This is a genomic window from Glacieibacterium frigidum, assembly GCF_007097155.1.
GTDB lineage: Bacteria > Pseudomonadota > Alphaproteobacteria > Sphingomonadales > Sphingomonadaceae > Glacieibacterium > Glacieibacterium frigidum.
Genome location: NZ_VJWA01000002.1, coordinates 368,399 through 387,543, shown reverse-complemented (window position 1 = coordinate 387,543; position 19,145 = coordinate 368,399). Strand labels below are relative to the sequence as shown.

The 19,145-nt window shown below is 70.7% G+C and carries 23 protein-coding genes; 8 read left to right on the top strand and 15 right to left on the bottom strand.

The window, feature by feature from the left end; genetic code table 11:
• The 3 genes from trpD to FMM06_RS17225 are packed head-to-tail and all read right to left on the bottom strand — an operon-like array spanning window position 1 to window position 2,336.
• Entirely contained in the window at window positions 1-987 is a 987-nt protein-coding gene (gene trpD, locus FMM06_RS11410; RefSeq protein WP_144237518.1) for an anthranilate phosphoribosyltransferase, read from the bottom strand.
• The gene (locus tag FMM06_RS11405) at window positions 984-1,583 is read right to left on the bottom strand and encodes an anthranilate synthase component II (RefSeq protein WP_144237517.1); all 600 of its coding nucleotides are present in this window, start codon (window positions 1,581-1,583) and stop codon (window positions 984-986) included. The genes trpD and FMM06_RS11405 overlap by 4 nt, the downstream gene beginning before the upstream one ends.
• Before the next feature lie 33 nt (window positions 1,584-1,616).
• Complete coding sequence (locus FMM06_RS17225) at window positions 1,617-2,336, bottom strand: PEPxxWA-CTERM sorting domain-containing protein (protein WP_235889287.1); 720 nt, start codon at window positions 2,334-2,336, stop codon at window positions 1,617-1,619.
• Between the two features lie 73 nt (window positions 2,337-2,409).
• Here FMM06_RS17225 and FMM06_RS11395 point away from each other — a divergent pair, with 73 nt between their 5' ends.
• Window positions 2,410-3,546 carry a helix-turn-helix transcriptional regulator gene (locus tag FMM06_RS11395; RefSeq protein WP_144237516.1) on the top strand — a complete coding sequence of 379 codons (1,137 nt, stop codon included), beginning with the start codon at window positions 2,410-2,412 and terminating at the stop codon, window positions 3,544-3,546.
• 1 nt (window position 3,547) lies between these two features.
• Here the strand turns inward: FMM06_RS11395 and FMM06_RS11390 are convergent, their stop codons facing one another.
• The 4 genes from FMM06_RS11390 to FMM06_RS11375 are packed head-to-tail and all read right to left on the bottom strand — an operon-like array spanning window position 3,548 to window position 5,901.
• Window positions 3,548-3,844, bottom strand: coding sequence for a GCN5-related N-acetyltransferase (locus FMM06_RS11390; RefSeq protein ID WP_144237515.1), 297 nt, complete (start codon window positions 3,842-3,844; stop codon window positions 3,548-3,550).
• Window positions 3,841-4,122 carry a DUF427 domain-containing protein gene (locus FMM06_RS11385; protein WP_144237514.1) on the bottom strand — a complete coding sequence of 94 codons (282 nt, stop codon included), beginning with the start codon at window positions 4,120-4,122 and terminating at the stop codon, window positions 3,841-3,843. The genes FMM06_RS11390 and FMM06_RS11385 overlap by 4 nt, the downstream gene beginning before the upstream one ends.
• Before the next feature lie 32 nt (window positions 4,123-4,154).
• Window positions 4,155-5,030: a DUF481 domain-containing protein gene (locus tag FMM06_RS11380; protein ID WP_144237513.1), complete on the bottom strand. Its 876-nt coding sequence runs from the start codon at window positions 5,028-5,030 to the stop codon at window positions 4,155-4,157.
• A gap of 43 nt (window positions 5,031-5,073) precedes the next feature.
• Window positions 5,074-5,901 carry a TIGR00266 family protein gene (locus FMM06_RS11375; protein WP_144237512.1) on the bottom strand — a complete coding sequence of 276 codons (828 nt, stop codon included), beginning with the start codon at window positions 5,899-5,901 and terminating at the stop codon, window positions 5,074-5,076.
• A gap of 131 nt (window positions 5,902-6,032) precedes the next feature.
• Between FMM06_RS11375 and FMM06_RS11370 the strand changes: the two genes are divergently transcribed.
• Both FMM06_RS11370 and FMM06_RS11365 read left to right on the top strand, forming a co-directional pair.
• A complete protein-coding gene (locus FMM06_RS11370) occupies window positions 6,033-7,139 on the top strand; it encodes a YjgN family protein (protein WP_144237511.1) in 1,107 nt (368 codons plus the stop codon).
• Between the two features lie 8 nt (window positions 7,140-7,147).
• The gene (locus tag FMM06_RS11365) at window positions 7,148-8,227 is read left to right on the top strand and encodes a M48 family metallopeptidase (RefSeq protein ID WP_144237510.1); all 1,080 of its coding nucleotides are present in this window, start codon (window positions 7,148-7,150) and stop codon (window positions 8,225-8,227) included.
• Here FMM06_RS11365 and trpE read toward each other — a convergent pair.
• Both trpE and FMM06_RS11355 read right to left on the bottom strand, forming a co-directional pair.
• The gene (gene trpE, locus FMM06_RS11360; protein ID WP_235889286.1) at window positions 8,193-9,704 is read right to left on the bottom strand and encodes an anthranilate synthase component I; all 1,512 of its coding nucleotides are present in this window, start codon (window positions 9,702-9,704) and stop codon (window positions 8,193-8,195) included. The genes FMM06_RS11365 and trpE overlap by 35 nt on opposite strands.
• Entirely contained in the window at window positions 9,701-11,590 is a 1,890-nt protein-coding gene (locus FMM06_RS11355) for a peptidylprolyl isomerase (RefSeq protein WP_144237509.1), read from the bottom strand. The genes trpE and FMM06_RS11355 overlap by 4 nt, the downstream gene beginning before the upstream one ends.
• Before the next feature lie 73 nt (window positions 11,591-11,663).
• Between FMM06_RS11355 and tpiA the strand changes: the two genes are divergently transcribed.
• The 5 genes from tpiA (at window position 11,664) to FMM06_RS11330 (ending at window position 14,813) form a co-directional block, all read left to right on the top strand.
• Complete coding sequence (gene tpiA, locus FMM06_RS11350) at window positions 11,664-12,389, top strand: triose-phosphate isomerase (protein WP_144237508.1); 726 nt, start codon at window positions 11,664-11,666, stop codon at window positions 12,387-12,389.
• Between the two features lie 64 nt (window positions 12,390-12,453).
• Entirely contained in the window at window positions 12,454-12,705 is a 252-nt protein-coding gene (locus FMM06_RS11345) for a type II toxin-antitoxin system prevent-host-death family antitoxin (RefSeq protein ID WP_144237507.1), read from the top strand.
• Window positions 12,705-13,124: a type II toxin-antitoxin system VapC family toxin gene (locus FMM06_RS11340; protein ID WP_185965162.1), complete on the top strand. Its 420-nt coding sequence runs from the start codon at window positions 12,705-12,707 to the stop codon at window positions 13,122-13,124. Before FMM06_RS11345 ends, FMM06_RS11340 begins: the two co-directional genes overlap by 1 nt.
• A 66-nt stretch (window positions 13,125-13,190) precedes the next feature.
• The gene (gene secG, locus FMM06_RS11335; RefSeq protein ID WP_144237505.1) at window positions 13,191-13,535 is read left to right on the top strand and encodes a preprotein translocase subunit SecG; all 345 of its coding nucleotides are present in this window, start codon (window positions 13,191-13,193) and stop codon (window positions 13,533-13,535) included.
• Between the two features lie 3 nt (window positions 13,536-13,538).
• Window positions 13,539-14,813: an MFS transporter gene (locus tag FMM06_RS11330; protein WP_144237504.1), complete on the top strand. Its 1,275-nt coding sequence runs from the start codon at window positions 13,539-13,541 to the stop codon at window positions 14,811-14,813.
• Here FMM06_RS11330 and FMM06_RS11325 read toward each other — a convergent pair whose 3' ends face one another.
• The 6 genes from FMM06_RS11325 to cobA are packed head-to-tail and all read right to left on the bottom strand — an operon-like array spanning window position 14,814 to window position 19,060.
• Window positions 14,814-15,545, bottom strand: a complete 732-nt coding sequence (locus tag FMM06_RS11325; protein WP_144335452.1) for a phosphoadenylyl-sulfate reductase — start codon at window positions 15,543-15,545, stop codon at window positions 14,814-14,816. It lies immediately after the preceding gene.
• The gene (locus FMM06_RS11320; RefSeq protein WP_144237503.1) at window positions 15,538-16,020 is read right to left on the bottom strand and encodes a DUF934 domain-containing protein; all 483 of its coding nucleotides are present in this window, start codon (window positions 16,018-16,020) and stop codon (window positions 15,538-15,540) included. Before FMM06_RS11320 ends, FMM06_RS11325 begins: the two co-directional genes overlap by 8 nt.
• Window positions 16,017-16,418, bottom strand: coding sequence for a RidA family protein (locus tag FMM06_RS11315; protein ID WP_144237502.1), 402 nt, complete (start codon window positions 16,416-16,418; stop codon window positions 16,017-16,019). Before FMM06_RS11315 ends, FMM06_RS11320 begins: the two co-directional genes overlap by 4 nt.
• Window positions 16,411-18,048, bottom strand: coding sequence for a nitrite/sulfite reductase (locus FMM06_RS11310; RefSeq protein ID WP_144237501.1), 1,638 nt, complete (start codon window positions 18,046-18,048; stop codon window positions 16,411-16,413). Before FMM06_RS11310 ends, FMM06_RS11315 begins: the two co-directional genes overlap by 8 nt.
• Entirely contained in the window at window positions 18,048-18,305 is a 258-nt protein-coding gene (locus FMM06_RS11305; RefSeq protein ID WP_407925197.1) for a DUF2849 domain-containing protein, read from the bottom strand. The genes FMM06_RS11310 and FMM06_RS11305 overlap by 1 nt, the downstream gene beginning before the upstream one ends.
• On the bottom strand, window positions 18,302-19,060 hold the full coding sequence (gene cobA, locus FMM06_RS11300) for a uroporphyrinogen-III C-methyltransferase (RefSeq protein ID WP_144237500.1): 759 nt from the start codon (window positions 19,058-19,060) through the stop codon (window positions 18,302-18,304). The genes FMM06_RS11305 and cobA overlap by 4 nt, the downstream gene beginning before the upstream one ends.
• Window positions 19,061-19,145: the final 85 nt, after the last annotated feature.

Genomic DNA, 19,145 nt, shown 5'->3' with positions numbered 1-19,145 from the left:
CTAGAACGCCAGCCAGGCCCGAAGCAGCGCGGCCGAGCGCCCGTCGTCGATCGCCGCCGCTGCCAGTGCCGCACCCGCCGGCCAGTCGGCGGCGAGTCCCGCGACGATCAGCGCACCCGCGGTGTTGAGGACGACCGCGTCGCGATAGGCGCCCGGCGCGCCGTCGAGCAGCGCGGTCAGCGCGGCGGCATTGAACGCCGGGTCGCCGCCGCGCAGCGAGTCGAGTGGGTGGCGGGTCAGGCCGCAGTCTTCGGGCACGATTGTCTGTTCGGGCGGTCCGCACGGGCCGATCGCCAAGGCGCGGCTGGGGCCGGCGATCGACAGCTCGTCGAGGCTGTCCTCGCCCGACACCACCAGCGCGGCGTCGCTGCCCAACATCGCCAGCGCCGCGGTGAAGGTCGGCAGATAGTCGACGCGCGCGACGCCGATCAGCTGCCGCGTGACCCCTGCCGGATTGGCGAGCGGCCCGAGCAGGTTGAGGATCGTCCGCCGCCCGATGGCGCGCCGGATCGGGGCGAGGCGGCCGAGCGCGGGGTGGTGCTTCTGGGCGAACAGGAAGGCGATGCCGAGCGCGTTCAGCGACTCCTTGGCGCTGGCCGACGCGCGGTCGAGGTTCAGGCCCAGCGCCTCCAGCGTGTCGGCGGCGCCTGCCTTGGAGCTCGCGGCACGGTTGCCGTGCTTGGCGACCGGCACGCCGCACGCCGCGACGACGATCGCGACGGCGGTCGAGATGTTGAGGCTGTGCGCGCCGTCGCCGCCGGTGCCGCAGACGTCGATCGCGCCCGCGGGGGCGGCGACCCGGATCATGCGCGCACGGAGCGCCCGGGTGGCGCCGGCGATCTCGGGGGCGGTCTCGTCGCGCAGCGTGATGCCGAGCAGGAAGTCGTGGATCGCGCCGTCGTCGACGCGGCCGTCGAGGATGTCGCCGAACGCGGCTTCGGCCGCCGCGGCATCGAGCGCGACGGCGGGATCGGGGAGGCGGATCACGCGGCGGCGGCCAGCGGCGTGTGGGCGATGCCCGCAAGGGCCAGGAAATTGCTCAGCAGCGCGTGGCCATGTTCGCTGGCGATGCTTTCGGGATGGAACAGCACCCCGTGCAGCGGCAGGTCGCGGTGGTGCAGCCCCATGACGATGCCGTCGGCGGTGCGCGCGTTGGCGACGAGCGAGTCCGGCAGGTCGGCGTCGAGGATCAGCGAGTGGTAGCGCGTCGCCTCGTAGGGGCTCGGGAGCCCTGCGAAGACGCCGCTGCCGTCGTGGTGAATAGGCGACGTCTTGCCGTGCATGACCGTGTCGGCGCGCACGACCCTGGCTCCGAACGCCTGGCCGATCGCCTGGTAGCCGAGGCAGACCCCGAGCACCGGCAGGCGCGCGGCGGCGGCGGCGGCGATAAGGTCGAGGCTGATCCCCGCCTCGTTCGGCGTGCACGGCCCCGGCGACAGAAGTACCGCCCGGGGGCGCAGTGCCAGCGCCTCGTCGACGCTCAGCGCATCGTTGCGCGCCACCTCGACCGCTACCCCCAGCTCCTGGAGGTAATGGACGAGGTTGTAGGTGAAGCTGTCGTAGTTATCGATGACGAGGATCATGGCCGCCGCCCTTACAGGCGGCGGCCGCACTCGTCACGCGGCTGCGACACGCCGCCGCCGCGCTGCCACCCCGACCGCGCCGAAGCCTGCGATCATCAGCGCCCAGCTGGCGGGCTCGGGCACCGCGCCGCTGCTGAACTCGAGCGAACGGATGCGCCCGTCGGCGTTGCCGAGGAAGGTGCCGTCGCCGAACAGCAGCTGGCTGCCGAACACCGGCGTGAAGGCCGCGTTGCTGAACACCGCCACGCCGTTGATCGTCAGCGTCGCAAAGCCGCCTCCGCCGCTCAGCCGATAGGTGTTGAAGGCCAGCGGGTCATAGCCCGGCGGGAAATCGAAATAGGCGGGCACCGGGAGCATCGTCGTCGCTGCGACCCGCGGGCCGCCGACGCCGACATAGCTGTACTGCGCGGGCGTGCCGACGCCGAACGAGAAGCCGAACGGAAAGTCGAGGCCTGCGGGGCTGGTGGCGGCCGAGATCGACGCGACTATCGTCAGCGCGAAGCGGTCGGACGGGTCGATGCTGATCGTGCGGGCGTAATACGCCTCGTCGGCGGCGGCACCGAAGCCGCGCGCCACGGTGGACTGCACCAGCTCGCCGCCATCGACGGCGAAGGCGCCCGCTTCGTCGGACCCGACGAAGGTCCAGCCCTGCGCGCTGGGCAGCAGGCTGGTGTCGAGCACGATGTGCTCCGCGGCCGCCGGTACCGCAACCGCGACTCCGGTCAGCATTGCCAAGATTTGAAGACGTCGCATAACTCACTCCCTGATTGACGGGGCGAGTCATGACGCTGCGCGGGGTTCACCGCGCTACCCGGACGGGTAGCGAATGAGCGAAATCGTCGATCTTTCGGCTCCGGCAGCGGCTGATTGGCAGCTGCTCGACGCGCTGATCGGCGAGATCTACGAATGCGCGCTCGATCCCGAGCGGTGGAGCGACACGCTGGCGCGGATCGTCGCCGCACTCGGGCCCCTGCACTGGGACGTCGCCTTCCTGATGTGGGAGGGGCCGAGCATCGCAGGCGCGCAGTTCATCGGCGCGGCCGGCGTCGCGGCGGGGGTCGCCGAGATCTACTCGGCGGTCCATGCGCGCGAGAACCCCTGGTCGCGCCGCGTCGCGCACCTGCGGGCGGGCAGCATCGTCGACACCGCCGACCTGATCGACAGCGCCGAATTCGCCGAGAGCAGCCTGAGCCGCGACTTCCTCAGCCGCTGGGGGATGGACCGCGCGCTGATCGCCATCCTCGACCGGCGCGACGGGGCGCGGCTGGCGCTGGTCATGCCGGGGCCGTCGGCGCGCGACCTCTTCGCGCTGACCCGGGGCCTGCGCGTGCTGGCGCCGCACATCCAGCGCGCGGTGCGGATCAGCCGGCGGATCGCGGCGGCCGAACTCGACGCGGCCGCCGCGCGCAGTGCCGCCGACCGCGCGGTCTCGGCGGTGCTGTGCCTGCGCGCCGACCTGGGCATCGTCACCGCCAACCGCCACGTCTCGGCGCTTGCGGCGCGCGGGCTGATCAGCTGCGCGGGCGAGCGGCTGCGCTTCACCGATGCGGGTGCGCAGCGGCGGCTGGTGACGCTCGCGGCGGCGACCCTGCCCGCCAGCGCGGCGTTCAGCCTCGAGACCGCCGACGGCATGCCCGCCGCCGTGCTGGCGGCGCGGGTTCCCGCGCAGTCGGCGCGGGCGCTGGGCGGCGCGGTCGAGGGCACCGCGCTGATCGTCACGATCGGCGGCGCGACCGATCCCCCGGCGCTCGATGCCGGGCGGCTGGTTGCGTGGTACGGGCTGACGCCGGCGGAGGCGCGGCTGACCGCGGGCCTCGCGGCGGGCGCGAGCGTCGCCGACTATGCCGCGACGCGCAACGTCAGCGTCAACGCGGTGCGCTTCCTGCTGAAGAGCGTGTTCCGCAAGGTCGGGGTGACGAGCCAGGCGCAGCTGGCAGCGGTGGTGGCGACGCTGCCGGACTGAGTCAGGGTCGCAGCTTGCCGCGATACCCGAGGCTCGCCGCGTTCAGCGCATCGAGCGCAACCCGCCCCTCGGCCTCGATCTGCCCCAGCACCGCGGCCGCCGCCTCGATGCGGTCGACCGGCAGGTTCCGCCATGCCGGCGCCTTGACCACCGTGTCCCACTTCGCCCCGACCGCATTGTCGTATCCGATGCGCAGGAAGCAGTGATCGGCGCGGATCGGCCAGCGCTCGGCCGCCGCGCGCGCCACCAGCCGCGCCACCGCTGCATTCAGCGCGGCGCGCGCGCCCTCGCGGGTCACCCGACGCGGACGCCCTTCCAGAAGGCGACGCGGCCGCGAATGTTCGCTGCCGCGTCCTTGGGATCGTCGTAATACCAGGCGGCGTCCTTGTTCTCCGCCCCGCCGGCGACAATCGTGTAATAGTTCGCGGTGCCCTTCCAGCCGCAGACGGTCGTCGTCGCGCTCGGCTTGATCAGCGCGCGGTCGACGGCGCTCAACGGGAAATAATGGTTGTTCTCGACGACCACCGTGTCGTCCGATTCGGCGATCGTCACGCCGTTCCACACTGCCTTGACCATGCGCGTCTCCTTGAGTCCCCGATATAGGCGGGTCAGAAGCCGTAGACGAGAGTGAAGGCGGTCGTCGTGTCGGTGTCGTCGAGCAGCGGCGGCGGGTCGGTCTCGTGCCGCACGACCACCGAGGCGCGCGCCGACAGCGCACTCGTCACCTTGAAGGTCATCGCCGTCGTCGCGGCCAGCGTCGTGTTGACGTCCTCGACATAGGCGGTGGCGTTGCTGGTCAGCGCGATCTCGGGCGACAGCTTCCAGTTGGTGTCGACCGCCAGCCGCCCGGCCGGGCTGTTCTCGTCCGGAATGCGCGCATAGGCGGTCTGGCGCAGTGCCCCGCCGGCCTCGACCCCCACGGTCAGCGCGCGCGATGAAACCAGCTTGTAGCCGACGCCCAGCGACTCGGTGAAGCGGCTGGAATAGCCGGCGAAACTGTCGCGCTCGAAGCCCAGCACCGCGACCGTGTACAGCCGGTCGTTCAGCCGCACATTCCCCTCATACCCCGCAGCATAGCGCTGCTTGCGCGTCACCCCGTTCGACCGCTGATAGTCGACCGTGGCGCGAACGCCGTGCTTCCAGTTGCGCGTCTTCTTGGTCAGGTTGACGCGCAGCGCGACCCCGGTGCTGTCGGTATTGCCCGTCGAGCGGGTTAGGCCGATCTCGCCCTGGCCCGAGATACCCTCGTGCCAGGCCTGCGTCGCCAGTCTCTCCTGCTGAGCCTTCGCGGCCGCCGCGGCATAGCCCGCCAGGCGCGCGTCGACATCGGCGCGCGCCCCCGGGTTGGTCTGGCGCGCCATGTCGGCAACGGACTTCAGCGTCGCGGCATTGCCCGTCGCGGCAGCCGCATCGAGCATCGCCGCCACCGCCGGCGGCAACGGCACGGCGGCGGCGGGGATGACGAGTGCGGCGGTGGCGAGCATCGCCGCACGATATCACTCAGCCGCAAATGTGTAAGACCAATTCTTACCGATTGCCGCCGATGATGTCGCCGAGGCCGCCGAGCATCGAGCCTTCGCCGCGGTTCTGCCCCGTGCCGCCAGCTGCCGCAACGATGCGGCCCGACAGGCGCGCGAAGGGCAGCGACTGGATCCAGACGTGGCCCGGGCCGGTCAGGCGCGCGAAGAACAGGCCTTCGCCGCCGAAGATCGCGCTGCGCACGCCGCCCGCCATGACGAGGTCGAAGTCGACCGTCGAGGTATAGGCGGCGAGGCAGCCGGTATCGACGTGCAGCTCCTCGCCCGCCTTCAGCTCGCGCTCGACGACGGTGCCGCCCATCTGGACGAAGACCCAGCCGTCGCCCTCGAGCTTCTGCATGATGAAGCCCTCGCCGCCGAACAGGCCGGTCATGGCGCGGCGCTGGAACTCGATGCCGATCGACACGCCCTTGGCGGCGGCGAGGAAGCTGTCCTTCTGACAGATCAGCCGCCCGCCGTACTTGTCGAGCTTGAGCGGCAGGATCGCGCCCGGCGTCGGCGACGCGAAGGCGACGCGCGCCTTGCCCTGACCGTTGTTGGTGAACACCGTCGTGAACAGGCTCTCGCCGGTCACCAGCCGCTTGCCGGCGCCTAGCAGCTTGCCCATGAAGCCGCCGCCCTGTTCGCCGCTGCCGTCGCCGAACACCGTCGTCATGCCGATCCGCGCGTCCTTCCACACGAAGGCACCGGCCTCGGCGACCGCGCTCTCGCCGGGATCGAGCTCGATCTCGACGAACTGCAGCTCCTGACCCTTGATCTCGAAATCGATGTCGTCGGCGACACCGGACTGCGCGTGATGTTCCCAGGGTGACGGCATGGCGGGGCTCCTGCTGTTGCGCCGCCGATATAGGTGACGCGGGGCGCCGCGCCAGTCCGCGGGGGGCGCAAAACGCTTGCGGCAATGCGCTTTTCTGCCACGATGGGCGCGGGCATAACGGGGGCATTCGAATGGACACGACCGCGGCGGCGACGCCGGAGCCGATCGGCTGGGCAGGGCGGATCGGGGATTTCATTCCCCTGGCGATCGTCAATCTGCTGCTGACCATCGTCACGCTCGGCATCTACCGCTTCTGGGCGAAGACGCGGGTGCGGCGCTTCCTGTGGGAGCGCACCAGCTTCATGGGTGAGCCGCTCGAATATCGCGGGCGCGGCATCGAGAAGTTCATCGGCGCGCTGATCGTCTTCGCGGTGCTGATCGTGCCCCTGGTCGGCTTTTCGCTGTTCGCCGGCGCGGCGATCGCGCGCGGCGACATCGGCACCGTCATCCTGCTTTATACCGTGCTGTATTTCGGGCTGCTATATCTCCTTGGCGTCGGGCTGTACCGCGCCCAGCGCTACATGTTCAGCCGCACCGCGTGGCGCGGCATCCGCGGCGGCATGGCGCACGGCGGGTGGCGCTACGGCCTGTTGTACCTCGGCATGCTGCTGCTGCAGATCGTCACCCTGGGGTTTGCCTCACCCTATGTCTCGACGCGGCTGTGGAACGCCCAGATGAACGACGCGTCGTTCGGCTCGGCGGCGGTCGTTGCCGATGCGGAGTGGCGGCCGATCTACGGCAAGTTCCTGTTCGCGTGGCTCGGGGCGCTGGTCATCTACATCCTGACCTTCGTCTTCATGTTCATGTCGTTCCGGAGTGAACTCGGCATGTTCGTGCCGGGCGCACCGCCGCCGACCGACCCGACCGCCGCGTTCGGCTTCATCCTGAAGCTCTACGGCCTGCTCATCGGTGCGGCGATCCTGATCAGCCTGCTGCTGCTGTCGTACCACGCCGCGCTGGTGCGCGAGCTGTTCGGCAAGACGCGGATCGCGACGCTGGGGCTGCACTTCGACGCGACGACTGGCGATTTCCTGAAGTTCTTCCTCGGCAATATCGCGATCGTCGTGCTGACGCTGGGGCTCGGCTATATCGTGCTGCCGTTCCGCGTCTGGGGCTTCTACGCGAGCCATTTGTCGACGGTCGGGACGCTCGACGTCGACCTGCTGATGCAGACCAGCCTCGCGGGGCCGATGCAGGGCGACGGTCTCGCCGACGCCTTCGACGCGTCGTCGTTCTGACGCGATCGATGCGCGCGACGCTCTACGACGGGCTCAGCGCGCGGGCGCACGCGGTCGAGGCGACGCTCGGTGACGGCGTCGAGTGGCGCGGCAGCGACGGCGCGGGGGAGCAGATCCCGCTCGCGCTGCTGCGCCGCGGCGACCGTGCGGGGGCACGCGTCGTGCTGCACCGCGTCGACCGGCCCGACTGGCGGCTGGTGCTGGGCGAGGATGTGCCGCGCGACTGGCTGCGGACGCTGCCCGACGTCGGCACGCTGACTGGGCGGACCCGCTCGATCTACATCGGCGCGGGCGTCACGGCGGTCGCGGTCGCGGCAGGGCTGTGGCTGTTCGGCGACGCGCTGCTCGAGCGCATGGCGCCGCTGGTGCCGCAGCGCGTTACCCAGCCGATCGGCGATACGCTCGTCGCATCGCTCGGCGGCCGGATGTGCAACAACGCCGCCGGCGCCGCGGCGCTGGACCGGCTGACCGCGCGGCTGCGCCCGGCGGGCGGCTTCGTCGAGCCGCTGCAGGTCAGCGTGCTCAATACCGGTGCGGTCAACGCGCTCGCGGCACCCGGCGGGCGGATCGTCATCTTCCGCGGCCTGATCGACAAGGCGCGCGACCCCGACGAGGTCGCGGGCGTCCTCGCGCACGAACTGACCCACGTCCAGCTGCGCCACCCGACCAAGGCGCTGCTGCGCCAGTTCGGCGTCTCGCTGCTACTGCAATCGATGGGCGGCGACGTTGCGGGATACGCCGACCTCGCGGTGGTGCTCAGCTCGACGCGCCGCGCCGAACGCGCCGCCGACGCAGGCGCGGTCAGGCTGCTGCAGGGTGCGGGCGTCTCGCCGGCGGGTCTCGCCGCGTTCTTCGAGCGGATGCGCGACGAGGACCGCAAGCCGCGCAGCGACGTCGCCGAGCGCCTGGCGGAACGCATCGGCGACTATGCCGCGACCCACCCCGGGGCGGACGAACGCGCCAAGCTGGTCGCTGCGGCCGTGGCGAAACAGGGCGCGGTGCAGCCAGCGATGAGCGACGCCGACTGGGTGGCGCTGCGGTCGATCTGCGCGACTACTGCCCGAACCCCGGCTCGCCCGCCCGGCTGAGCGCTTCGCGCGCCGCGGCGATCAGTGCGCCCGCCTTGGCCTCGCATTCGGCCTGCTCGCTCTCAGCGATGCTATCGGCGACGATGCCGGCGCCCGCCTGAACGTGCATGACCCCGTCCTTGACCACCGCGGTGCGCAGCACGATGCAGCTGTCCATCGACCCGTCGGGGCTGAAATAGCCGACCCCGCCCGCGTAGGCGCCGCGCTTCTCGGTTTCGAGTTCGGCGATGATCTCCATCGCGCGGACCTTGGGCGCGCCGCTGACCGTGCCCGCCGGAAAGCCGCTGAGCAGCGCGTCGATGCTGTCGCAGCCGTCCTTCAGCCGGCCGCGGACGTTTGAGACGATGTGCATGACATGGCTGTAGAATTCGACGCCGAAGCGGTCGGTGACGGTGACGCTGCCCGGCGCCGCGACGCGCCCCGTGTCGTGGCGGCCGAGGTCGAGGAGCATCAGATGCTCGGCGAGCTCCTTGGGGTCGGCGAGCAGCTCGTCCTTCAGCGCCGCATCCTCGACCGCGTCGCGGCCGCGGCGGCGCGTCCCGGCGATCGGGCGGATGGTCACGTCGCCGTCGCGGACGCGAACCAGGATCTCGGGGCTGGAGCCGGTCAGCGCGAAGCCCGGCAGGTCGAGGAAGTACAGGAAGGGCGACGGGTTGATGCGGCGCAGCGCGCGGTACAGGTCGAGCGGCGGCAGCGGGAAGTCGACGGTGAAGCGCTGCGCCAGCACGACCTGGAAGATGTCGCCCGCCGCGATATAGGCCTGCGCCGCGGCGACCATCTCGGCATAGCGGCCGGGCGGCAGCACCGCCTGGCGGTCGCCCGCCGGCAGGTCGGCGTGGGCGTGTGAGGCAGGGGGCACGGGCTGCGCGAGGCGCGCGGCGGCGGTCTCGATCCGCTCGACGGCGCGCGCGTGGGCCTCGGCTGCGGACGCCTCGCCCGGAAACACCGGCGCGACGAGGAACAGCTCGTCCTTCAGCCGGTCGAAGACCAGCAGCAGCGCGGGCCGCACGAACAACAGGTCGGGCAGGCCGAGGGGGTCGTGCCCCGCCGCCGCAACGCGTGGCTCGGTCAGGCGCGCGGTCTCGTACCCCATATAGCCGACGAGCACCGACAGTGCCGGCGGCAGTTCGGGCGGCACGTCCATCCGGCACGCCGCGACCAGCGCGCGCAGTTCGGCCAGCGTGCCGCCTTCGCAGGGCTCGAAGGCGGCGCGGTCAGTCTGCCAGCGGCGGTTGACCTCCGCCCGGTCACCGGTCGCGCGCCACACCAGGTCGGGATCGAGGCCGAGCAGCGAATAGCGCCCGCGCACCGCGCCGCCCTCGACCGATTCGAGCAGGAAGGCGCCTTCGCCCGGCCGCGCCAGCTTGAGCATCGCGCCCACCGGCGTCTCGGTATCGGCGACGATGCGCAGCCAGACGAGCTGCGGCCGCCCCGCGTCGTAGGTGCGCGCGAAGTCCGCGACGCCGGGTAGGATCACGGCGTCGCGGGGTCGCCGAGGATGCGGCGCTTGGCGGCGGCGACCACGCCCGGATTGACCTTGATGCCGATCTCGCGCTCGACCGCGCGGCCGAAGGCGCTGGCGATCTCGTCGGGAGCGAGCTGCGCGAGCTGCTGGCGCGTCGCGGTGACCAGCGGCGGTGCCTGCGCGATGTCGCCCGGCACGATGCGGTCGACGTGGATCAGCGCGAGCGAGCCCGCCGGGCCGGGGATGCTGCGCACCTGGCCCGGGGTCATGGTCAGGAACGCCGCGATGATCGGCGGCACCTGCTGCTGATTGCCGACGTCGATGCGGCGGCCCTTGACCGGCTGCGGCCTGGCGAGCCCGCGCTTGGCGAGCGCGTCGGCGAACTTGACGCCCTTGGCGACGTCGGCCGTGATCGCGTCGGCGGTCGCCTTCGCGGCCCGGGCGCGCAGCTCGGCGGTCAGCGCCGCGACGACGGCGGGCCGCGCGGTGGCGAGCGGCAGCGGCGCGGGCGAGATGACCTGGCCCAGCTCGAGCACCGCGAAGCGCCCGTTGCCGAGGTCCTGGACGCTCGCACCGTCGGCGGGGTCGGCGTCGAAGGCCTTGGCGATGACCGGCAGCGCCTCGGACGGCGCGCCCGCACCGTCCTTGGCGACGGGGGCGACGGTGACGGCAGTCAGCGCGTTTGCCTTGACCGCATCGGCGAAGCTGTCGCCGCTGCCGAAGCCGTCCTCGATGCTCGCGACCATGTCGGCGAGCTTGGCCTCGGCCTTGTCGGCGCGCAGCTTGGCGGTGATCTCGGGGGTCAGTGCGGCCAGCGACTTGCCCGCCGGCGCGACGACCGCGTCGACCCTGACGACGTTGAAGCCGAAATCGGTCTTGACCGGCCCGACGACCGCGCCGCTCGTGGCCGCGAAGACCTGGGTAGCGAGCGCGGCGTTCGACGCGGCGGCGTATTTCGTTTGGGTCAGCAGGCCGAGCGCGACATCCTCGGGCGCTGCACCCGCGAGGCGCTGCGCGGCGGCGGCGAAGCTCTCGCCCTTGCCGAGCGCGGCGACGAACGCCTGCGCCTTCGCGGCATCGGGCAGCACGACCTGCGACAGGCGGCGCTGCTCGACGCCGCCGTAGGTTGCGCGGTTCGCGGCATAATAAGCGGCGACCTCGGCGTCGGTGACGGGCACCGCGGCAGCCAGCGTCGCGCGGTCGATCAGCGCGAAGCGGAAGCCCCGCCTTTCGGGCGCCATGAAGCGGGCGCGGTTGGCGGTCAGATAGGCGCTGACCTGCGCGTCCGACGGCGCTGCGACGAGCGGCGGCGGAATGATGCCGGCCTCGCCCTCGTGCACGTCGAGCAGCAGGCGTGTGTAGGGCAACGCGACCTCGCGCGGCACCTGCGCGCCCGCCGCGACGGGCACCAGCAGCGCCTTTCGGATCATGTCGCTGCGCAGCCCTTCACGCAGTTCCTTGTCGGTCAGGCCGCGCGCCTGCAGCAGACGCATGTAGGTCGCCTGGTCGAACTTGCCTGCGACGCGGAAGGCGTCGATCGACGCTATCGCGCCGTCGACCAGCCGCTCGCTGACCGTGATGCCGTGCTTCGCCGCGAACTCGTCGAGCGCCGCGCTGCCCGTCATCTGGTCGAGCACCTGCTCGACCGCACCTTGGCGCGCCGCCTCCTGCGCGGTCAGGCCGGGGTTCTGCGCGCGTGCCTGGGTGACGACGCGGTCGTACTGCTTCAGGAAGCTGCTCTCCGCGATGTCGGTCTTGCCGACCCGCGCCAGGCTGCCGCCGGTGCCGCCGCCCGCGAACGGGTCGCCGATCCCGGTGACGACGAAGGCGACGAGCACGAGGCCGAGCAGTGCCAGCACCGGCCACGAGGTGACGTATTTGCGAATGAACGAGATCATTCCCGGTCCATAGGGGTGGCCCCTTCAAGCGGCAAGACTTGGCGGCGGCTTGGGCGTAGGCTAGCCGGGGGCCATGGCCAAGCTGATCGTCGGAAACTGGAAGATGTTCGGGCTCGGGGCGAGCCTGTCCGAGATCGAAGGCGTCGCCGACGCCGTGCCCGACGGCGTCGAAATGGCGATCTGCCCGCCCTTCACGCTGATCGAACGCGCCGCCCGCGCCGCCGCCGGGTCAGCCTTGCGGATCGGCGCCCAATCGCTCCACGCCGCCGCCGACGGCGCCCACACCGGCGACATCTCGGCGGCGATGCTGCGCGACGCGGGCGCGACCCTCGTCATCGTCGGCCACAGCGAGCGCCGCGCCGACCATGACGAGACCGACGCGCAGGTCCGTGAGTCCACGGTCGCCGCCATCGCCGCCGGCCTCGACGCGATCGTCTGCGTCGGCGAGACCGAGGCCCAGCGCGACGCCGGCGAGGCCGACACCGTGGTCGCGGCGCAGCTCGCAGGCTCGCTCCCCGACACCGCCGACCGCCTGACCATCGCCTACGAACCCGTCTGGGCCATCGGCACCGGCCGCACCCCGACGGTCGAAGACGTCGCCAGCATGCACGCCGGCATCCGCGCCGCCCTTGTCGCGCGCTTCGGCGACGCGGGGGCAAAGGTCCGCATCCTCTACGGCGGCTCGGTCAAGCCGGCGAATGCCGCCGAACTCCTGGCGGTGGCGAACGTCGACGGCGCCCTGGTCGGCGGCGCGAGCCTGACCGCGGACAGCCTGCTGGCGATCGCCGGGGCCGTGTAGCGTGCGTTCTTGAAAACTCGCGACCGGTGATGTAGCAACGTTGCCATATATATCAGGAGGTGAGATGACGACGACTTTATCAAGCCGCGATTTCAATCAGGATACGGCTCGCGCCAAACGCGCCGCTGCCCTTGGGCCGGTCATCATCACCGACCGCGGCGAGCCCTCGCACGTCCTGCTGAGCATTGAAGCGTTCCGGAAGCTGACCGCGTCGCCCCAGTCGATTGTCGACCTGATCGGAGATCCAGTCGCCGGCGCGATCGACTTCGAACCGGCGCGCGCGAGCCTCGGCCTGCGTGAGGCCAACTTCGACTGATGCTGCTGCTCGATACCAACGTCGTCTCGGAACTTCGCAAGGCTCCTGCTGGTCGCGCCGACCTGAATGTCGTCGCGTGGAGCGCCAGCCTCGATCCAGCGACGCTTTTCATTTCCGCGATCACTGTCTTGGAACTCGATCTGGGCGTCCGCCGCATCGAGCGGCGCGATGCGCAGCAGGGCGCGTTGCTACGCGACTGGCTCGAGCGCCGGGTCCTGACCGGCTTTGCAGGACGTGTCCTTGCTGTGGATACTGCCGTCGCGCGTCGCTGTGCGGCGCTGCACGTCCCCGATCCGCGCCCTGACCGCGACGCGATGATCGCGGCGACGGCACTGGTCCACGGACTCACGCTCGCGACGCGCAACACACGCGACTTCGCGGGTATCGACATCGCGCTCGTCGATCCATGGGCCGCCTGACCTCAACGTTGCACCCACGCCGCCCAGCCGCTACATGCGCGCCCTGATCGATCCCGGAAAGTCCGCATGGCCACCTTCATCCTCGTCGTCCACACGCTGATCGCCATCGCGCTGTGCGCGGTCATCCTGATGCAGCGGTCCGAGGGTGGCGGGCTAGGCATCGGCGGCGGCGGGACGGCGGGTGGCCTGATGTCGGCGCGTGGTGCGGCCGACCTGTTGACGCGCGCGACGACGATCCTCGCGGCGCTGTTCATCGGGACGAGCATCACGCTGGCGGTGCTCGCCGCGGGCACCAACAAGGTCCGCAAGATCGACACCAGCCTCGCCGCGCCTGCCGCGACCAAGCCGGTCCTGCCGACCACCCCCGCACCCGCCGCGCCCGCGCCGGGCGGCGTGCCGATCGCGCAATAAGACGTGGCCGGGGGGCCGGGCGAGACATCGCGCGTCAAGTCGCTGGTCGGGGGGTCGATCGGCAATCTCGTCGAATGGTACGACTTCTACGTCTATTCGGCGTTCTCGCTGTACTTCGCGAGCGCCTTCTTTCCCAAGGGCGACACGACCGCACAGCTGCTGAGCGCGGCCGCCGTATTCGCCGTCGGCTTCCTGATGCGGCCCGTCGGCGGCTGGTGGCTGGGGGTGTACGCCGACCGCCACGGGCGCAAGGCGGCGCTCAGCCTGTCGGTGCTGCTGATGGCAGGCGGCTCGCTGCTCGTCGCGGTGTGCCCGCCCTATGCCAGCATCGGGATCGCGGCGCCGATCATCCTCGTCATCGCGCGGCTGGGGCAGGGCCTGTCGGTCGGCGGCGAGTACGGCGCGTCCGCGACCTACATGAGCGAGATGTCGCGCCCCGGTAATCGCGGCTTCATCGCATCGTTTCAGTACGTCACGCTGATCGCCGGGCAGCTGCTGGCGCTCGGTGTACTGCTGATCCTGCAGCGCACGATGAGCGAGGCCGACCTGACCGAGTGGGGCTGGCGCATCCCCTTCTTCATCGGTGCGCTGGGGGCGATCGTCGCGCTGTGGCTGCGCCGCTCGATCGCCGAGACGAGCGCCTTCGAGGCATCGGCCGAGGCCGCGCGCGGACGCTGGAGCCGGTTGTGGGAGCATCGCAAGTCGGCGCTGCTCGTCGTCGGGCTGGGGGCGGGCGGCAGCCTCGCCTTCTACACCTTCACCACGTACATGCAGAAATTCCTGGTCAATACAGCGGGTTGGACCAAGCCCGAGGCGAGCCTGGTGTCGGCGGGGACGCTGCTGGTGTTCATGCTCATCCAGCCGCTGTTCGGCGCGCTGTCGGATCGCTTCGGACGGCGGCCTCAGCTGATCGCCTTCGGGGCGCTCGGCGTGATCGGCACGGTGCCGGTGCTAACCGCGCTGTCGACCGCGCAAAACCATCTCGAAGGCTTCGCGCTGATCCTCGCGGCGCTGACCGTGCTTAGCTGCTACACCGCGATCAGCGGCGTCGTGAAGGCCGAGCTGTTCCCCGCCTCGGTCCGCGCATTGGGCGTCGGGTTGCCCTACGCGGTGTCGGTGTCGCTGTTCGGCGGCACGGCGGAATATGTCGCGCTCAAGTTCAAGGACGAGGGGATCGAGACCGGCTTCTACTGGTACGTCACCGCGATGCTGGCGGTATCGCTGACCGTGGCGCTGCTGCTCCCCGACACGCGCGACAAGAGCCTGATCGAGGACTGATCAGAACACCGGTTCGTGGATGCCGCACTCGGTCTTGTCCCAGCCGCGCCAGCGGCCCGCACGCGGGTCCTCGCCCGGCGCGACCTGCGAGGTGCACGGCACGCAGCCGACCGACGGATAGCCCTGTGCTTCCAGCGGATGCCGGGGCAGCGCGGCGGCGGCGAAGTGCGCGTCGAGGTCGGCCTTCGACCAGTCGGCGAGCGCGTTGATCTTCAGCCGCCCCTCGTCGATCTCGAAGCGCGGCAGCCCGGCGCGACTGCCGAAACCCTTGCGGCCGCTGATCCACGCGTCGAACGGCGCCAGCGCACGGCGCAGCGGCTCGACCTTGCGCAGGTCGCAGCAGCCGTCGGGGTCATAGCTCCAGCGCAGGCTGGTCTTGTCCTTCTGCGCCAGCAGGTACGGATCGGGGCGGTAGACGCGCAGGTCGGTGAAACCCAGCCGCTCGGCGAGCTCGTCGCGATACGCCAGCGTCTCGCCGAAGATCTTCTGCGTGTTGACGAAAATCACCGGCACGTCGCGGTCGACCGCGGCAACGAGGTCGAGGAGCACCGCGCTCTCGGCGCCGAACGACGATACCGCCGCGACGCGCCCGCGCAGTTCGCCCGTCAGCAGGTCGGCGAGCATCGTCATGGTGTCGACGCCGGCATATTTCGCGGTCAGGCGCTCGACGTCGACGGGGGTGAACGCCGGCGCGGTGTCGATGATTTCGGGGATGCGCTGCGGATTAGCCACGAAGTGCCCAGACGGGCTGCTGATCATCGGCGGCCTTTTGATACACGAACGGGAAGCGCTTCAGCGCGGTCTCGACCTGCGCCGGGTCGAGCGGCTTGACCGGCGCGAAGCTGTCGAAGCCGACGCGGCGCATGAAGACGATCTGGTCGAGCAGCACGTCGCCGGCGGCGCGCAGTTCGCCGGTGAAGCCCGCCTCGCGCACGATGCGCGCGGTCGAATAGCCGCGCCCGTCGCGATACTTGGGGAAGGTCACCTCGATCAGCCGCAGGCGGCCGAGGTGCGGCAGCAGCTTGCGCGCGTCGTCGGCGGGGTCGAGACGGACCGCGGCGGCATTGCTGTCGAGCAGCAGGTCCGCCAGCGACACCAGCGGGCCGTCGTCGGGCGCGTCGTCGCGGAAGCGCAGCCGCGCGGGTGCATCGTCGAACGGCACCGGCGCGGCGTCGGCGACGGGGGACTGGTCTTGAACGTCGCTCATGCGGTTTCCCCGGGAATTCTGGCCGTGACCTTGAGTTCGAAACGAAAGCCGTAGAGCCACGTCACGCCGATGCCGGTCAGCGTCGGATAGGGGGGTTCGCCCCAGAACTCCGGCGCGACCGTCCCCCAATATGCAAAATCATTCTCGGGGTCGGTCAGGTAGATGGTGAAGTCGATCACGTCGTCGAAGCTGCAGCCGCCCGCGACAAGCACGGCGTTGAGGTTCTGGAAGGCCAGGCGCAGCTGCGCCTCCGGATCGGGTTCGGGGCTGCCGTCCTCGCGGCTGCCGACCTGGCCGGAAACGAACAGGAAGCCACCCGACGCGACCGCCGCCGAGTAGCGGTTGCGGGTATAGAGGTCCTGCCGGCCGGCGGGAAACACCGCGACACGGCTACCCATAGACCGCTTCCTTGAAAGGCGCGTCGCCGAGGCGGCGATAGGTGTCGAGGAACCGCTCGTCGGGTCCGCTGCGGACGCTGCGGTAGCGTTCGATGATCTTCTCGACCGCATCGACGACGCCCGCCTTGTTGAAGCCGGGGCCGAGGATCTTCGCCAGGCTCGCGTCCTCCGCGCCCGACCCGCCGAGGCTGAGCTGGTAGCTCTCCTCGCCCTTCCGGTCGACGCCGAGGATGCCGATGTGCCCGGCGTGGTGGTGGCCGCAGGCGTTGATGCAGCCCGACACCTTGATCTTCAGCTCGCCGATGTCGCGCTGGCGGGCAAGGTCGCTTTCGAAGCGCGCCGCGATCTTCTGCGCGACGGGGATCGAGCGCGCGTTAGCCAGCGTGCAGTAATCGAGGCCGGGGCAGGCGATGATGTCGGTGACGAGGTCGAGGTTCGGCGTCGCGAGGTCCGCCTCGGCCAGTGCCTGCCACAGCGCGTACAGGTCGGCCTTGCGGACATGCGCGAGGACGAGGTTCTGGCTGTGCGTGACGCGCAGCTCGCCGAAGCTGTAGCGCTCCGCCAGGTCGGCGATCAGGTCCATCTGTGCCGACGACGCGTCGCCCGGGATGCCGCGCGGCGGCTTCAGGCTGATCGTCGCGATCGCATAGCCGGCATGCTTGTGGGCATGCACGTTCTGGTCGACCCAGACGGCGAAGTCGGGGTCCGAACGATCGAGCGTGTCTGGCGCGCCGGCGTCGTACTCCGGATCGGCGAACTGCGCGGCGATGCGGTCGACCTCGGCCTGCGGGGCGTCGAGGCCCAGGTCCGACATCGCCGCGAACTCGGCCTCGACCTGCCGCGTGAATTCCTCGGCGCCGAGCTCGTGGACGAGGATCTTGATCCGCGCCTTGTAGATGTTGTCGCGGCGTCCGTAGCGGTTGTAGACGCGCAGGATCGCCTCGCAATAGGTCAGATACTGCGACACGGGGATGAACTCGCGTACCCAGTGCCCGATCATCGGGGTGCGGCCCATGCCGCCTCCGACGAGGACGCGGAAACCCAGCTGCCCGTCCTTGCGGACCAGCTGGAGCCCGATGTCGTGGAGCTGGATCGCCGCACGGTCGGTGTCGCTGGCGGTCACCGCGATCTTGAACTTGCGCGGCAGGAAGCTGAATTCGGGATGGAAGCTCGACCATTGGCGCAGCAGCTCGGCATAGGGGCGCGGGTCGGCCACCTCGTCGGCGGCGGCACCGGCGAACTGATCGCTGCTGATGTTGCGGATGCAGTTGCCGCTGGTCTGGATGGCGTGCATCTCGACCGACGCCAAGTCGGCCATCAGGTCGGGCGCCTGCTCCAGCTTGATCCAGTTGTACTGGATGTTCTGCCGGGTCGTGAAATGCGCGTAGTCGCGGTCGTACTTGCGCGAGATGTGCGCGAGCATGCGCAGCTGCGGCGACGACAGCGTGCCATAGGGGATGGCGACGCGCAGCATGTACGCGTGCAGCTGCAGGTACAGGCCGTTCATCAGCCGCAGCGGCTTGAACTGGTCCTCGGTGATCTCGCCCGCCAGCCGCCGCGCCACCTGGTCGCGGAACTCGTCGACGCGCGCATCGACGAGCGCCTGGTCGTATTGGTCGTACTTGTACATCAGATCCTCGCCAGATCGGGGCGGACGGAGGGGCCGACCCCGCGGATGCGTTCGCGTGCCGTGCGCGGTACCGGCGGATTGCCGGGCTCGGCGTCGATGAAGGTCGGATCGTTGACGCGCTCCTCGGCGACGATGCGCGCGAGCAGCGCAGGGTCGTCGACCGCGACGGCGTCGCGCAGGTGGAGGCTCCACCCCGCGCCCGTCCACCACAGCACGTCGCCGGTCAGAAGCTCGTTGCCGGTCAGCAGCTTGATCATGCGAAAGCCTTCAATCGGTTGAGCACGTCGGTCGCGGTCCCGAGCGCCGCGACCGCGCCGACGACGATGAGCGCCGGCGAGCGCACGCCCTCGCGCGCCACCGCGTCGCCGAGGTCGGCGAGCAGGGTGCGCAGCGCGCGCGCATCGTCGTGGGTGCCGCGCTCGAGGATCGCGCACGGCGTATCGGGCGACAGGCCGTCGGCCATCAACTTCTCGGCGATCAGCTGCGCGGTCGCGACGCCCATGTAGATGACGAGCGTGCGGCCGTGGCCCGCCAGCCCCGTCCAGTCCTGTTCGGCGAGGCCCTGGCAGGTGCCCGCGACGAAGCTGAGCGTCGAGGCGTGATCGCGGTGCGTCAGCGGCATCTGCGCCTGCGCCGCCGCACCGAGTGCCGACGACACCCCGGGGATGACCTCGACCGCAACGCCGGCATCGACGCATGCCGAGACTTCCTCGCCGCCCCGCCCGAAGACGAACGGGTCGCCGCCCTTCAGCCGCACGACGATATTGCCGGCCTGCGCCTCGCGCACCAGCAGCGCGCCGATCTCGTCCTGCGGCAGCGTGTGGCGCGCCCGCCGCTTGCTGACGTCGACGCGGCGCGCGTTCGGCGCGAGGTCGAGCACCGCCGGGTCGATCAGCCCGTCATGCACGACGACGTCGGCGCTCGTGAGGGCACGCGCGGCACGCAGGGTGAGGAGGTCGGGGGCACCCGGTCCGGCTCCGACGAGCAGGACGCGCCCGGTTGGCATGTTCATGGGCGAGCAGATGGGCGCTCGGGGCGCGCGATGAAAGCAAGCAAATCTGCGGCGGGGTGAAGGATCGATTGCCTAGGGCGCCGCT

Excerpts from the sequence above, each read along its gene's own strand:
- FMM06_RS11355 (WP_144237509.1), bottom strand. The coding sequence starts at position 11,590 with ATGATCTCGTTCATTCGCAAATACGTCACCTCGTGGCCGGTGCTGGCA.
- FMM06_RS11370 (WP_144237511.1), top strand. The coding sequence starts at position 6,033 with ATGGACACGACCGCGGCGGCGACGCCGGAGCCGATCGGCTGGGCAGGG.
- FMM06_RS11395 (WP_144237516.1), top strand. The coding sequence starts at position 2,410 with ATGAGCGAAATCGTCGATCTTTCGGCTCCGGCAGCGGCTGATTGGCAG.
- FMM06_RS11375 (WP_144237512.1), bottom strand. The coding sequence starts at position 5,901 with ATGCCGTCACCCTGGGAACATCACGCGCAGTCCGGTGTCGCCGACGAC.
- secG (WP_144237505.1), top strand. The coding sequence starts at position 13,191 with ATGGCCACCTTCATCCTCGTCGTCCACACGCTGATCGCCATCGCGCTG.
- FMM06_RS11310 (WP_144237501.1), bottom strand. The coding sequence starts at position 18,048 with ATGTACAAGTACGACCAATACGACCAGGCGCTCGTCGATGCGCGCGTC.
- cobA (WP_144237500.1), bottom strand. The coding sequence starts at position 19,060 with ATGAACATGCCAACCGGGCGCGTCCTGCTCGTCGGAGCCGGACCGGGT.
- FMM06_RS11305 (WP_407925197.1), bottom strand. The coding sequence starts at position 18,305 with ATGATCAAGCTGCTGACCGGCAACGAGCTTCTGACCGGCGACGTGCTG.
- FMM06_RS11380 (WP_144237513.1), bottom strand. The coding sequence starts at position 5,030 with ATGCTCGCCACCGCCGCACTCGTCATCCCCGCCGCCGCCGTGCCGTTG.
- FMM06_RS11315 (WP_144237502.1), bottom strand. The coding sequence starts at position 16,418 with ATGGGTAGCCGTGTCGCGGTGTTTCCCGCCGGCCGGCAGGACCTCTAT.
- FMM06_RS11385 (WP_144237514.1), bottom strand. The coding sequence starts at position 4,122 with ATGGTCAAGGCAGTGTGGAACGGCGTGACGATCGCCGAATCGGACGAC.
- FMM06_RS11405 (WP_144237517.1), bottom strand. The coding sequence starts at position 1,583 with ATGATCCTCGTCATCGATAACTACGACAGCTTCACCTACAACCTCGTC.
- FMM06_RS11345 (WP_144237507.1), top strand. The coding sequence starts at position 12,454 with ATGACGACGACTTTATCAAGCCGCGATTTCAATCAGGATACGGCTCGC.
- FMM06_RS17225 (WP_235889287.1), bottom strand. The coding sequence starts at position 2,336 with ATGCGACGTCTTCAAATCTTGGCAATGCTGACCGGAGTCGCGGTTGCG.
- FMM06_RS11320 (WP_144237503.1), bottom strand. The coding sequence starts at position 16,020 with ATGAGCGACGTTCAAGACCAGTCCCCCGTCGCCGACGCCGCGCCGGTG.
- FMM06_RS11365 (WP_144237510.1), top strand. The coding sequence starts at position 7,148 with ATGCGCGCGACGCTCTACGACGGGCTCAGCGCGCGGGCGCACGCGGTC.
- tpiA (WP_144237508.1), top strand. The coding sequence starts at position 11,664 with ATGGCCAAGCTGATCGTCGGAAACTGGAAGATGTTCGGGCTCGGGGCG.
- FMM06_RS11340 (WP_185965162.1), top strand. The coding sequence starts at position 12,705 with ATGCTGCTGCTCGATACCAACGTCGTCTCGGAACTTCGCAAGGCTCCT.